Annotated in this window: 12 protein-coding genes; 5 read left to right on the top strand and 7 right to left on the bottom strand. The window is 63.2% G+C overall.

Annotation, left to right across the window (positions count from 1 at the left end; translation table 11 throughout):
* Positions 1-66 precede the first annotated feature (66 nt).
* Complete coding sequence (locus AC0L3L_RS25920) at positions 67-753, bottom strand: GNAT family N-acetyltransferase (RefSeq protein ID WP_473486441.1); 687 nt, start codon at positions 751-753, stop codon at positions 67-69.
* Between the two features lie 83 nt (positions 754-836).
* Here AC0L3L_RS25920 and AC0L3L_RS25915 point away from each other — a divergent pair, with 83 nt between their 5' ends.
* Together AC0L3L_RS25915 and AC0L3L_RS25910 are read left to right on the top strand one after the other, a co-directional pair.
* Positions 837-2,021: a pyridoxal phosphate-dependent aminotransferase gene (locus AC0L3L_RS25915; protein ID WP_473639753.1), complete on the top strand. Its 1,185-nt coding sequence runs from the start codon at positions 837-839 to the stop codon at positions 2,019-2,021.
* 159 nt (positions 2,022-2,180) lie between these two features.
* Positions 2,181-2,561 (top strand): YciI family protein, encoded by a 381-nt coding sequence (locus AC0L3L_RS25910; protein WP_473486439.1) that lies wholly within the window; start codon positions 2,181-2,183, stop codon positions 2,559-2,561.
* Between the two features lie 110 nt (positions 2,562-2,671).
* Here AC0L3L_RS25910 and AC0L3L_RS25905 read toward each other — a convergent pair whose 3' ends face one another.
* The 3 genes from AC0L3L_RS25905 to trhO form a co-directional block, all read right to left on the bottom strand.
* Positions 2,672-3,427, bottom strand: coding sequence for an SDR family oxidoreductase (locus AC0L3L_RS25905; protein ID WP_473486438.1), 756 nt, complete (start codon positions 3,425-3,427; stop codon positions 2,672-2,674).
* A gap of 279 nt (positions 3,428-3,706) precedes the next feature.
* Positions 3,707-4,474: a tellurite resistance TerB family protein gene (locus tag AC0L3L_RS25900; RefSeq protein ID WP_473639751.1), complete on the bottom strand. Its 768-nt coding sequence runs from the start codon at positions 4,472-4,474 to the stop codon at positions 3,707-3,709.
* A 262-nt stretch (positions 4,475-4,736) separates the two neighbouring features.
* Positions 4,737-5,660, bottom strand: a complete 924-nt coding sequence (trhO, locus tag AC0L3L_RS25895; protein ID WP_473639749.1) for an oxygen-dependent tRNA uridine(34) hydroxylase TrhO — start codon at positions 5,658-5,660, stop codon at positions 4,737-4,739.
* A 182-nt stretch (positions 5,661-5,842) separates the two neighbouring features.
* Between trhO and AC0L3L_RS25890 the strand changes: the two genes are divergently transcribed.
* Positions 5,843-6,481 carry a 2-dehydro-3-deoxy-phosphogluconate aldolase gene (locus tag AC0L3L_RS25890; RefSeq protein ID WP_473639747.1) on the top strand — a complete coding sequence of 213 codons (639 nt, stop codon included), beginning with the start codon at positions 5,843-5,845 and terminating at the stop codon, positions 6,479-6,481.
* Between the two features lie 108 nt (positions 6,482-6,589).
* Here AC0L3L_RS25890 and mepK read toward each other — a convergent pair whose 3' ends face one another.
* Together mepK and AC0L3L_RS25880 are read right to left on the bottom strand one after the other, a co-directional pair.
* Positions 6,590-8,455 (bottom strand): peptidoglycan L,D-endopeptidase MepK, encoded by a 1,866-nt coding sequence (gene mepK / locus AC0L3L_RS25885; protein WP_473639745.1) that lies wholly within the window; start codon positions 8,453-8,455, stop codon positions 6,590-6,592.
* Positions 8,456-8,833: 378 nt separating this feature from the next.
* Positions 8,834-10,369 carry a sigma-54-dependent transcriptional regulator gene (locus tag AC0L3L_RS25880; protein WP_473527146.1) on the bottom strand — a complete coding sequence of 512 codons (1,536 nt, stop codon included), beginning with the start codon at positions 10,367-10,369 and terminating at the stop codon, positions 8,834-8,836.
* A 195-nt stretch (positions 10,370-10,564) separates the two neighbouring features.
* Between AC0L3L_RS25880 and AC0L3L_RS25875 the strand changes: the two genes are divergently transcribed.
* Positions 10,565-12,403 (top strand): M3 family oligoendopeptidase, encoded by a 1,839-nt coding sequence (locus AC0L3L_RS25875; protein WP_473527145.1) that lies wholly within the window; start codon positions 10,565-10,567, stop codon positions 12,401-12,403.
* Positions 12,404-12,793: 390 nt separating this feature from the next.
* On the opposite strand, the gene AC0L3L_RS25870 is transcribed toward AC0L3L_RS25875, so the two are convergent.
* Complete coding sequence (locus AC0L3L_RS25870) at positions 12,794-13,342, bottom strand: pentapeptide repeat-containing protein (protein ID WP_473639743.1); 549 nt, start codon at positions 13,340-13,342, stop codon at positions 12,794-12,796.
* Between AC0L3L_RS25870 and AC0L3L_RS25865 the strand changes: the two genes are divergently transcribed.
* Entirely contained in the window at positions 13,332-13,565 is a 234-nt protein-coding gene (locus tag AC0L3L_RS25865) for a hypothetical protein (protein ID WP_473639742.1), read from the top strand. The genes AC0L3L_RS25870 and AC0L3L_RS25865 overlap by 11 nt on opposite strands.
* Positions 13,566-13,724 lie beyond the last annotated feature (159 nt).

Genomic DNA, 13,724 nt, shown 5'->3' with positions numbered 1-13,724 from the left:
ATCATGGTCCTTGTTGTTTGACCATGATCTTATCCGAAAACCGGCCTCCACTTTTCGGGATCGTGGTCAGGCGCCGAACTCGGCGCGGAAATACTCGAGCCGTCGCTTCTGGCGACCGTCGCCATCGAAATTGGCCGGATCGAGCCATGCCTCATAGGCTCTGCGCAGTGCCGGCCACTCCTTGTCGATGATCGCGTACCACGCGGTATCGCGGTTTTCGCCCTTGACCACAAGATGCTGGCGGAAAATGCCCTCGAACTTGAAGCCGAAACGCTCGGCCGCGCGCTTCGACGGCTCGTTGCGGTTGTTGCATTTCCATTCGTAGCGGCGATAGCCAAGCTCATCGAAAATGTATTTCATGAACAGGAACTGCGCTTCCGTCGCCGCCGGCTTGCGCGAGATCAGCGGCCCCCAATAGATGTTGCCGATCTCGATCACGCCATGGGCCGGATCGATTCGCATCAGCGTCTGGCGTCCGGCGACCTTGCCGCTGGCCTTGTCGATGACCGCGAAGAACAGCGGGTCCTCGCTGGCTTCGGCCTTGTCCAGCCATGGCTGGAAGGCGGCGCGGGTCTGCGGTGGATAGTCGAACAGCCAGGCGAAACGACCATCGACGTCAGGCACCGACGACGCCTCGAACAGGCCGTCGCCGTGCTTTTCGGCGTTGAGCGGTTCCAGCCTGGCATAGCGCCCCTCCAGGACTTTGCGTTCGGGCCGCGGGCGCGGTTGCCAATTCTTGAGGTTTTCCGACACCCAAAGCTCCAATCCGTTTGACTTTTGCGAAAGGACGCTCACAAAAACGCTCGCTCGGTGAAAGAACCACACGGACGGGAAAAATGCTCCACACGATTTCGGCCTTCGATCGTCTCGGCGAGGAAAACGCCTTCGCGGTGCTGGCTCGTGCCACCGCGCTCGCCCATCAGGGCCGCGATATCGTCAATCTCGGCATCGGCCAGCCCGACTTCAAGACGCCGCAGCACATCGTCGAGGCGGCGATCAAGGCGCTGCGCGACGGCCACCACGGCTATACGCCGGCTAACGGCCTGCTGGCGACACGAGAAGCGGTGGTGCGCCGCGCGCTGACCACCACCGGCGTCGAGGTTTCGCCCGAGGCGGTGATGATCCTGCCCGGCGGCAAGCCGACCATGTTTGCCGCGATCCTGATGTTCGGTGAACCGGGCGCCGAGATCCTCTATCCCGATCCCGGCTTTCCCATCTATCGCTCGATGATCGAGTTCACCGGTGCTGCTCCGGTACCGGTGCCGATGCGCGAGGAGAACGGCTTTGCCTTCTCGGCGCAGGAGACGCTGGCGCTGATCACGCCGAAGACCAGGCTGCTGATCTTAAACTCGCCGGCCAACCCGACCGGCGGGGTCACCCCCCGCGCCGAGATCGAGAAGCTGGTCAATGGGCTGGAAGCGCACCCTGATGTCGCCATCCTCTCCGACGAGATCTACGACGTGATGACCTATGACGGCGAGACGCATTGCTCGCTGCTCAACTTTCCCGAGATCCGCGACCGGCTGATCGTGCTCAATGGCTGGTCGAAGACCTGGGCGATGACCGGCTGGCGCATGGGCTGGTCGATCTGGCCGAACGGCGACAAGGGCGCCCACCTCTACGATAAGGTGCGCAAGCTCGCGGTCAATTGCTGGTCATGCGTCAACGCGCCGAGCCAGTATGCCGGTATCGCGGCCATCGACGGTCCGCAGGACGACGTCGACAAGATGATGCGCGCCTTCGACCGCCGCAGGAAAGTCGTGGTCGAAGGGCTGAACGCCTTGCCGGGCGTTTCCTGCATCACACCGAAGGGCGCGTTCTATGCCTTCCCCAATGTCTCAAAAACCGGCTGGAAGGCCAAGAAGCTGGCGTTTGCCCTGCTTGAGGATGCCGGCGTAGCGCTGATCGGCGGACCCGATTTCGGCATCCTGGGCGAAGGCTATATCAGGTTGTCCTACGCCAATTCCGAAGAGAACATCCTGCGCGCGCTGGAGCGGATCGAGGCGTTTCTGGGCAAGTGAGAACAAGCGCATTACCCCGAAATCGGAATCGATTTTCGCGGAGGCGCAAATCAAAGTGCTACGGCGTCCTTTGCGCCCGATAGAACGCGCGGCACTGTCTCAACGAGGAGATCGCTGTCGTCGGCGATAGAATTCACGACCGAAGAAAGGTGACGTCAGATGTTTTATGCCATCCTCGCCTATCACGTTGAGGAAGTGATCACTGCGCTGACTCCGGACGAGGATGCGGCGCTGATGACCGACCTGCTCCAGATAAACGAACGGCTATACCGCGAAGGCACCCTTGGCCCGGCGGCGCGGCTCGGGGCGACCCAAGACGCCTGTACCTTGCGCGGGCCGGGCGCCGGAATGGTCATTGACGGACCCTTCGCCGAGACCAAGGAACAATTGTTGGGGCTCTACGTCGTCGACTGCGCCACGCGCGATGCCGCGATCGCGATTGCGCGCGACCTTCGCCGCGTCAATCCGACCGCCGTCTACGAAATCCGCCCCATTTCGCTGTATCTTCCCGGCGTGCCGCTTTCGGTTATGCAGTCCTAGCCAAAATTGATCGCGGCCCGGCCGGGTCCCCGCTGCTGCGCAGCGTCCAGGCGTTCGCCGGCCTTCATCGTGCCACTGGCACGATGAATTCGCTTACGCGAACCAACCGCTCACCCTCGCCCGACATACGGCATCTTCGTCGCCATCACTGTCATGAACAGCACATTGGCGTCGAGCGGCAGGCTGGCCATATGGACGACGGCATCGGCGACCTGCTGGACATCCATCACCGCTTCGGCGGCGATAGAGCCATTGGCTTGCGGTACCCCGACCGTCATCGCCTGCGCCATGTCGGTCAAGGCGTTGCCGATGTCGATCTGGCCGCAGGCGATGTCATAAGGCCGGCCGTCCAGCGCCAGCGTCTTGGTCAGCCCGGTAATAGCGTGCTTGGTCGCGGTATAGGGCACTGAGCCCGGACGCGGCGCGTAGGCAGACACCGAGCCGTTGTTGATGATGCGGCCACCCATCGGCTGTTGCCTGCGCATGGCGCCGAAGGCGGCGCGGGCGCACAGGAACGAGCCGGTGAGATTGACCCCGACAACTTCGTTCCACACCTCGACGGGAATCTCGTCGATCAATGTCGACTTGTAGCTTGTGCCGGCATTGTTGAAGAGCAGGTCGACACGGCCGAAGGCCGCCGCCACCGTCTCGAACATCTCGTCGACCTGATCGGCCTTGCTGATGTCGCAGGCGACCGCCAGCGCCTTGGCTTGTGTAGATCCGGCATCGGCGATCGCCTTGTTCAGCACCGGCTTGCGGCGTCCGCAGAACACCGTGTTCCAGCCGGCCCTGAGCAGCGCCGTAGCGACGGCTTTGCCGATGCCGGTGCCGGCGCCAGTGACGATGGCTGTTTTGTAGTCTGTCATAACTGTCCTCCTGCAGCGCCGCGTGTCCGCAAAGGACGCCATAGCACCTTGATATCGAGCAATTTGATTTTGTGCATGATCGCTTCCAAAAATCGATTCCGATTTCGGCTCATGCGCTAACGGCATCGACAAAAGGGCGGCCATTGGCGGCCGCCCTGATCTGAACCGGCTTGGGAGGAGGAAAGCCGATCCGACTACCTAAAATCATGCGCTTCCTAGGTAAACGAGACATTAACGCGAGAGCGGTGCCCGGATTCCCGCTCTCCGCGGCCCGGAAGCCTACCAGCGCGAACCGGCGGTTGCCTTGCCCGACGCCGGCACCCCTGACTCCGGCACCTCTGGCGCCGGCACTTTTGCCGCCGACACCGTCGCCTCGACATGGTCGAGCAGTGCATCGGGCAGGCTGAGGCGGCCGGCGAGCAGATCGAGATAGCCGCGTTCGGCACGTGTATCCGGATCGATGGCGAGGCGCGAGGCGGTGTAGAGCTCGAGCTTCTGCGCGTCGGTTTGGGCGCCGGCGACCAGCGTATCCAGGTCGAGCGGCGTCTCCAGTTCCGACATCAGGAATTTCTCCGCGTCGGAGTCGATGCCCGCGAGGCTGAGCTTGCCTGCGATCTTTTGCCGTTCGTCGTCATCGATATGGCCGTCGGCCTTCGCCGCCGAAATCATAGCGCGCACCAGCGTCAGCGTGAATTCGTCCTCGCCTTGCGGCGCCTGCGAGGGATGGAAGCTGGTGTCGGCGGGCGGCGGCAGCAATTCCGGTTCGCCGGCAACTTGCGTTTCAGCCGGCGCCTTGCCGTTCTTGTAGTTCTGGTAGGCCTTGTAGGCGAGGCCGCCGACCACGGCCAGGCCGCCGAGCTTCACCGCAGTGCCGGTGATCTGACGGCCAGCGCCGGTTCCGAGCAGCACCGCGGCCAGCGCGCCGGCCGCCAGCGGATTGTCCTTGGCCATCTGCACGGCCTGACTCCCTTTGTCGCGGACGGTCGACCCCGTTCCGGGAATTTGCGAGCCGAGCAGATCGTCGAGGAGCTTCTTGGGATCGAACATCAATGCCTCCAGAATTGGCCCGGCCGAACGTGGACGGGCAGGTTTTCGGACGTTGAAGAGGTAGGCCCCGCACATTGACATTACAATGACGGATGAGCGCTTTGCCAATGATGGCGAAAACAAGTGATGTCAGGATCTGCAGTGTCGGCCCGAAAATCGGAATCGATTTTCGGAAAGCACGATGCGTAGATTCGATGCGTAGATTCAAAGTGTTAGAGCGTACTTCGTGCGTCCAAGTGCGTCCAAGCGGACGCACGTCGCTCTAACGTCCGACGTGCGGAGCCCTGCCTTGCGCTTCTGCAAGCTCGACCTGGCGCTGACGCTCGGCGTAGCGCGCGCGATCCTCGTCGGAACGGGCATCGAAGCAATGCGAACATGAGATGCCGGCGGCGTATTTCGGCGATAACAGGTCCTGCCCGATCAGCGGATGCCGGCAGGCGCGGCACAGTTCCGCCTCACCCTCGACCAGCCCGTGCGACACCGAGACGCGCTCGTCGAAGACGAAGCACTCGCCCTGCCAGAGGCTCTGTTCGGCGGGCACCTCTTCGAGATATTTCAGGATACCGCCCTTGAGATGGAACACATCCTTGAAGCCGAGCGACTTCACATAGGCCGTTGCCTTCTCGCAGCGTATGCCGCCGGTGCAGAACATGGCCACCTTCCGGCCGACGAGCTCGGCTTGGTGCTGCTCGACCCAGGCCGGGAATTCGCGAAAGCTCGCCGTAGCGGGATCGACCGCGCCCTTGAAGGTGCCGATCGATACCTCGTAGGCATTGCGCGTGTCGATGACGATCGTGTCCGCATCCGAGATCAACGCGTTCCAGTCGGCCGGTGCGACATAGGTGCCGGCGCTTGCCGTCGGATCGATATCCCTAACGCCCATGGTGACGATCTCGCGCTTCAGCCGCACCTTCATGCGGTGGAACGGCATCTGCGTGGCGCTGCTGTACTTGACCTCGAGACCGGCGAGACCTTCGATGGATCCGAGATGATCGATGAGCGCGGCGATGTCAGCTTCGCTGCCGGCGACCGTGCCGTTGATGCCCTCATGCGCCAGAAGCAGCGTGCCCTTGATACCGCGTCCGCAGCAGAAGGCGGCGAGCGGCGCGCGCAATGCCTCGAAGTCGTCGAGACGGGCAAACCTATAGAGCGCGGCAACGCGGAAAGGTTGATTGGGCAGTGTCATCGCCGAAGCCACTAAACGCTCATGAAAGCCGATTCAAGGCTGACGCGTGGAACTGCCTCTTCTTGTTGTCCGGGCTGCCGGAATTGCCGGCAGTGCGTGACATCGCGACACGCTTGGTTTCGTGGACAGAAAAACGGCCTTCTGCTAACCGGTTGAACGGATCAATACCGGAGAGACGACAAATGCCCAGCAAGACCGAAAAGCTTCTGTCGCTCCTCAACGGCCAACCGGTTATCCCGGTGCTGAAGGTCGCCAACGTCGCCGATGCCGTGCCGCTGGCGCGTGCCCTGGCGCGCGGCGGCCTGCCGGCGATCGAGATCACGCTGCGGACAGCTGACGCGCTGGAGGCGATCCGGCTTGTGGCAAGCGAAGTCGAGGACGCCATCGTCGGCGCCGGCACCATTCTGGACGCCCGCCAGTTCGGCGAGGCGGCAGCAGCCGGCTCTAAGTTCATCGTCAGCCCCGGCATCACCTGCGAGCTTCTGGCGGCGGCGAAGGACAGCGACGTTCCCTTGCTGCCCGGCGTCATCACGCCGGGTGAGATCATGGCCGCCCGCGAGGCAGGCTTGCGTTTCCTGAAATTCTTCCCAGCGGAACAGTCGGGCGGCATTGCGTCGCTCAAGGCATTCGCCTCGCCGCTCGCCGATGTGCAATTCTGCCCGACCGGCGGCATCACCGGCAAGAACGCCGCCGACTATCTGAGCTTGCCCAACGTCATCTGCGTCGGCGGCTCCTGGGTGGCGCCGGACGATTTGGTCAAGGCCGGCAGGTGGGACGAAATCGAGGCGTTGGCGCGCGCGGCGAGCAAGCTCGGGCGGTAGAGAAACTCTTATCCCCAAGTGGACTGGCAGCATCGCGGCGTGTTTGTTTGCGAACAGCAAAAAGCCGCGCGGGTTACCCGGCGCGGCTTTGTATTGCTGGTCGATCCGCTACTTGGTCTGGAAGCGGGCGACCGACAGGAACTTGACGGCATTGCCGGTGAACCGGTTGGCTTCGGCCAGTTGATCGTTCGACTGGAAGCCGGCGGTGTAGACCTCGGTCGGCGGCGTGTGCACGATATTGTAGGCATAGCGCGGTGCCGTCGTCGCGCTGGAGACGGTGGCGACATTCTCGTCGCTGTTCAACGCCCAGCGCGCCGCCTGAGGCTCGGCGGCGACGACTACGGACTTGGGACCAGGCTTCAGGTCACGGGCGGTTGCCCTGGCTGCCTTGCGGGTGGTCTTCACACCCGCACCGATCGCCGCGGCCGGATCGGAGCCCGGCGGGCGGGCAAAGACAGCCTCGCGCGGCGATGCAGCGTTGATGTTCGCCGGATCGCTGAGGACCGAACTCGGCTGGGACAGCGAAGCGACCTGGTACTCGTCGGTTGCGCTGACCCGCTCGAGGACGGCCTTGACCGCATCGGGTTGGGCCGCGTCGGACTGGACCTGGTCGGGCTGGACCTGGGCGGGCTGCACCAAGTCGGGCCGAGCCGAGGGCAGCACCGAGAACGCATCGGTAGCGGTCTTGCCGTGGCCGGCCGTATCCGCGAGCGCCAAAAGCACAGCCTTGTCCTGCGGCGCAAGGTCGGCCGCTGCAAGGTCGGCCGGCAGCGAGTGATCGGGACGCCAGGTCGGCAACGGAATGTCGTTGGCTGCAACCTGCGCCGCATCGGCGACAGTGGACGGTTCGGCCATGCCGAAGGGAGCCGGCGCTTGTTCGGTGGTGGCGGTGGCATCCGCCACGCCGAACGGAACGTTTTCGGGCGGCTGAGCGCCGACATCGGTCTCCGGACGCGGGGCGAAATCAGGCAGCGGCACGCTGCGCGCCGGCAGCGCCGCAATGATCGTTTCCGGCGTGTCCTCCTCCGGTTCCGGAGCAGGCGCATCGGGGATTTGCGGAATCTCGGCGCGTTTTGCATCCTGAGGCGACACGATGGCAATGCCCGGAAGCTTGCTGCTCTTGGCGGCCGGCGCCGGCTTCGCGTTCGCCAGCTTCACGTTCGCCGGCTTCACGTTGATTGACTTCGGCGTTGGCGCGGCTGCGACATCGGCGCTGTCATCCGCCTCGTCCTCACCGCCGCCGAAGAAAGCCGCCAGCAGACCACCGGATCTTTTGGAACCGCCACCTGCGCTGGCCAGTTCGATGGCGGGAGCGCCGGCGCCCTTGCGCGCCTTGTAGGAGGCGAGCGCCTGTGAATAGCCGGGCAGCGGCTTGCCGTCGCTCGGCACATGCAGCGTCTTGCCATTGGGGAACACACGCGCCAATTCCTGGCGGCTGATGCCCGGCCAGTGGCGCACATTGCCGACATCCATGTGGACAAAGGGCGAGCCGGATCTCGGATAATAGCCGACGCCGCCGCCCTGCATCCGCAGACCGATGTCGCGAAGTTTCTTCAGCGGCACGCCGGGAATGTAGAAGTCCATGGCCTTGCCGAGCATATGCTGGCTTTTCTTGGCGACGCCCCTGCTGCGGCTGCGCAGCATCGAGTTGGTGGACGACGAGCGATAACCGCACACGACCTGGATAAAGTCGGTGGCGCCGCTCTGCCGGTAAGCCTCCCAGACCAGGTCCAGCAGGCGCGGATCCATCTTGGTCGGCTCGTTGCGGCGCCAGTCGCGCAGGATGACGTTGATCTTTTTCAAACCCGCCTGGTCGTAGCGGCCGCCGCGCTTGAAGACGATCTCCGCCTTCTCTTTGGTGTGGAGGTTATAGAGTTTCAGCGAACGCGTCTGGGCGCTGGCGCCGGTCGCAGCCGCTGTAAGGAAGCCAAAGGCGAGGATCACCGCTGCCAGCCATCTCGGCCAGACGCTCATGTGATAATGCCGCCCGTTTGTGTGTCGTTCGACTTTGTTCAAATCAAAAGGCCTTGCAGGCTGCCGTTTGTCCCCGGATTTGACCAACGGATGCCGTGGTGTTCGCATCCGAATATCGATCCTAATGGTTAATCATCGCTTATTGAAGCCGAAATGCGGTAACACCGTGGCGATATCCTGTCAAAAATATTGCGCAGGGTTTCTTGGTAAACTGCTGGTTTAGATCATGTTTCGGCCTTTGCCATGAACACGATCTGTTACCGGTCGCCTCAATGCGTGAACACCGCCGCAAGCGCGTCGCCCGACACACGTCACGCCCGATCGATGACTGTCGATTGTCCTGATGCCAGGCTGACAAGCTGGTCCGCACTTGCTTTGTCAGGAAGCAAGCCGGTCGATACGGCCTGTTTCCGGATCGATGCCGTATTCCTTGAGCTTCCTGTAGAGCGTAGAGCGGCCGATGCCGAGGCGGCGGGCAACTTCGCTCATCTGGCCGTTGTAATGGTCGATGGCGAGCTTGATCATTTCGAGTTCGACATCGGCCAGCGCCCGCACATTGCCGCGTTCGTCGAGTGCCCGCAGCGTGCCGAAGCGGGGCTGCGGCCAGGCCGGCGGATCGCGCTCGGTCGCAGCGATGCCGTTATTGGCCGGGGCGTCCTCGCCAGGCGGCTCGATGACCAAAGGCGAGGCGGGCAACGCGCCATCCGCATCGAGGTTGACGGTGCCCTCGACCTGCGCCCGGATCTGCGGAAACTCCTCTTCGGTCAGCACATCGCCTTCACAAAGCACTGAGGCCCGGAAGACGGCGTTTTCCAGCTGCCGGATGTTTCCCGGCCAGTCGTAGGCCTGCAGCATGGCGAGCGCCGCAGCCGAAATGCCGTGCAGGCGGTGACGTGGATCGGTGGGCGCAACCTTCTCCAGGAAGTGCTCGACCAAATACGGGATGTCGTCGCGACGATCGCGCAGCGGCGGCACGAAGATAGGATAGACATTCAGGCGATAGAACAGATCCTCGCGGAACTTGCCGTCCTTGACCTGCTGCAGAAGATTGCGGTGTGTCGCCGAGATCAGCCTGATGTCGACCCTGACGGTCGAACGCCCGCCGACCGGATCGACCTCACCGTCCTGAACGGCGCGCAGCAGCTTGACCTGCACGTCGAGCGGCAGGTCGCCGATCTCGTCGAGGAAGAGCGTGCCCGAATGCGCCTCGACGAACTTGCCGGTGTGTTTTTCAGTGGCGCCGGTGAACGAGCCCTTCTCGTGGCCAAACAGGATCGATTCGACCAGATTGTCGGGGATGGCGCCGCAATTGACGGTAACGAAGGGTTTTGAGCGGCGATCGCCGCTGCCCTGGATGGCGCGCGCCACCAACTCCTTGCCGACACCGGATTCGCCCTCGATAAGGATCGGGATGTTGGACGCGGCCGCCTTCTGGCCGAGACGGATCACCCGGTCCATCGCCGGGCTGTGGGTGACCATGTCCTTGAAGGTCAGATGGCCGCCGCGCCGCCGCGACGTGCGTTTCACTTCGCCCTCGACCGCTTCGACCTTGAGCGCATTGCCGATCGATGCCTGCAGCCTGTCGGGAGAGGCCGGCTTGACGACGAAATCGAAAGCACCGTGACGCATGGCCGAAACGACGGTCTCGATGCCGCCCTGGGCGGTTTGTACGATGACCGGAACTTGGATGCCGCGCTCACGCATCGCCTTCAGCACGCCGATGCCGTCGAGGCCCGGCATGACGAGGTCGAGGATGACCACCGACACGTCGCGCGCATTGGGCCCGTCGAGGGCGTCGAGACCGGCCTCGCCGCCATCCGTAATGATCGCGCTGTGGCCGAATTTCGTCACGGCCGCCTCGAGCAGCCTGCGCTGCACGGGATCGTCATCGACTATGAGTATGGAACCTGTCATGACTGGTTCAACGATGCTCGCCCAATATGCCCACCCAAGGGCAATCCACCCTATGGATCATCCTGGCACAGGGTTCTAAATAAGGTTTCAAAAAACCCGGTGAACGAATTCCTTAGGATTTGAGCGGCTTTCTCATCCCCCTCTTGAATCTTTGAGTCTGGCCGTTTGGGTCCCGCAATCTGGAAAGTATCGGCAATGCGCATGGTTTTTGGTCGGCAGCTTGCGGCGGCGGCGTCCGGTCAGGGCGCGGCGGAGCTTGGCAATCTGCCGGAATGGGATCTCGCCGATCTCTATTCTGGCATGGACGCCCCCGAGCTGAAGCGCGACATCGCCAGGGCGGCGGCCGATGCCATCAGCTTCGAGAGCCGCTGGAAAGGCACGCTCGCCGCCGAGGCGGAGCGTGCCGACAGCGGCAGGCTGGGCGAGGCGCTTGCCGCCTATGAGGCGCTGGAGGAACTGATCGGCCGGATCGTCTCCTATGCCGGACTGATCTATGCCGGCAACACCGCGGATCCGCAGCGCGCCAAGCTCTATGGTGACATTCAGGAGAAGATGACTGACGCCAGCGCGCATCTTCTGTTTTTCGCGCTCGAACTGAATCTCATCGATGATGCCGCGATCGAAACCGCGCTCGCTGCCGATCCCGCCTTCGCTCACTACCGGCCGTGGGTGCTCGATCTGCGCATGGACAAGCCCTATCAGCTCGAGGATCGGGTCGAGCAGCTTTTCCACGAGAAGTCGATTACCGGACGCGGCGCCTGGAACCGCCTGTTCGACGAGACGATGACCGATCTGCGCTTCGACATCGATGGCGAGGAGCTTACCCTGGAGCCGGCGCTGAACCGCCTCCAGCACGCCGACGGCGAGGTGCGCCGCCGGGCCTCTGAAGCGCTGGCCGCAACCTTCCGCAAGAATCTGCGCACGTTCACGCTGGTCACCAACACACTGGCCAAGGACAAGGAGATTTCCGACCGCTGGCGCGGCTTCGAGGACATCGCCGATTCGCGCCATCTCGCCAATCGCGTCGAGCGCAGCGTGGTGGATGCGCTGGCCTCAGCCGTTCGCGACGCTTACCCGCGCCTGTCGCACCGCTACTATGCGATGAAGGCGCGCTGGCTCGGCGTGGAGGTGATGAACCACTGGGACCGCAACGCGCCGTTGCCAGAAACCCCGCAAGCGATCATCGGCTGGGACGAGGCCAAGAACACGGTGCTTTCCGCCTATCAGCGCTTTTCGCCTGACATGGCGGAGATCGCCCGGGTTTTCTTCGACCGCAACTGGATCGACGCGCCGGTCAGGCCGGGCAAGTCGCCGGGCGCCTTCGCGCATCCGACTGTGCCGTCGGCGCATCCCTATGTTCTGCTCAACTACATGGGCAAGCCGCGCGACGTGATGACGCTGGCGCATGAGCTTGGCCACGGCGTGCATCAGGTGCTGGCCGCAGGCCAGGGCGCGCTGATGGCTTCGACGCCGCTGACGCTGGCCGAGACGGCATCCGTCTTCGGCGAGATGCTGACCTTCCGCTCGCTGCTGGACCAGACCACGGACAAGCGCGAGCGCAAGGCCATGCTCGCCCAGAAGGTCGAGGACATGATCAACACGGTCGTGCGCCAGATCGCTTTCTACGAGTTCGAGCGCAAGGTGCATGCCGAGCGCAAGAACGGCGAACTGACATCCGACAGGCTCGGCCAGTTCTGGCTGGAAGTGCAGGCGGAGAGCCTCGGGCCGGCGATCAAGCTGCGCGAAGGTTACGAGGTCTTCTGGACCTATATTCCACACTTCATCCATTCGCCCTTCTACGTCTACGCCTATGCTTTCGGCGACTGCCTAGTGAATTCGCTCTATGCGGTCTATCAGAATGCGGAGCGTGGCTTTCAGGAGAAATATTTTGCCATGCTGCGCGCCGGCGGCACCAAGCATCATTCCGAGCTCCTGGCACCCTTCGGTCTTGACGCCACCGATCCTGCCTTCTGGCAGATTGGACTTGGCGTGATCGGCGGGCTGATCGACGAGCTCGAAGCTTTGGACAATTGACGCACAGCGCTGAACATCCGGGGCTGACAGAACAGTTTAGCCGCTATGCATATTGAGGCCGTTCTATTCTTGCCCTAAATATCTGTTCTTAAATAACTCTCCGTGGAATTTTTCCGTTAGCTTTCCGGAAGCTGTATGATAGCGTCCCGCCTCAAGCTCAGTCGGGCGCGGGGCTCAGGCCAGGAAAAAATCTTCGGCCGGTCACGGCGCTTCGGCGAGTGCGACAGCGGCCGTTGGCCATGGCAGGAAAAGCCGGTCGCCGACAGCTCGATCTAAGCCGGCTGTTCCGCGAACAGCGGAGCCACCATTGAATGGTCCTTGTGCCAAGGTCACCACTCCAGGCCGTGGCAGATGGATCGGACTGGAGAGAGAGACAATGGGCACTTTTTTCTACATGCTCCTGGCGTTCCTGGTAGGTGTGTTGGTTGGCTGGTTCATCTGGGGACGCCTGCGTGGCGAGCTCGACAGCCTGCGCGGTGACATGGACCGCACGCGCAGCGAGCGCGACAGGCTGCGCGCCGACGCAGACCGCCTGACCGGTGAGCTCGAAGTATGCCGCGGCGCCCGCGCCGACCTGGAGCGCCAGTTGGCCGAGGCACAAGGCGCCAAGACCGGCGCGACAAAGGCAGCAATCCCGGCACCGTCGGCGTTGATGTCGACATCCGCGCCGGCCAAGCCCACGCCGGCCAAGTCCGCGCCAGCAAAGTCCGCGCCAGCAAAGACCGCGCCGGCCAAGTCGTCACCGGCCAAGACCGCGTCCAAGAAACCGGCGGCCGCCAAGGCGGCAGCCGCGCCAAAGGCCAGTGCGTCGAAAGCGGCCGCGTCGGAAACGAGCGCCACAGCCAGGAAGGTTGCGCCGGCGGCAAAGAAGGCCACTGCCGGCAAGGCAACAGCGGCAGCAGCTGATAAGACCGACAGTCTGCGTCGCTTGATCGGCATCGGCCCGGTCAATGAGCGGAAGCTGCACGACCTGGGGGTTAGAACCTACGCTCAGATCGCCGCCTGGACGGCGGCGGATATCAAGCGGATCGAAGACGTTCTCCAGTTCGACGGCCGCATCGAGCGTGAGCGCTGGATCGAGCAGGCGAAACTGCTTGCCGCCGGCGACGAGAAGGAATTCGCGCGCCGCTTCCCGACCGCGGGGACCGCGAGCAACACCTGAACTGGCTGCCGGCATCGAGCACGTAACAGACTGGCGGCGCCCGCGAGGTGCCGCCAGTTTGCTTTTACACCAAGGCTGCCTTTGCGTCCTGAGACGCCGCTCTCTCGATTGCGCCCGATCGAGCCCCCATATAGAGCGATAGCTGGCGTCATTTGATCG

The sequence above is a fragment of the Mesorhizobium sp. WSM4849 genome, assembly GCF_055811385.1.
Note: the sequence above shows the minus strand (reverse complement) of the source record. Positions and strands in the feature narration are given on the sequence as shown.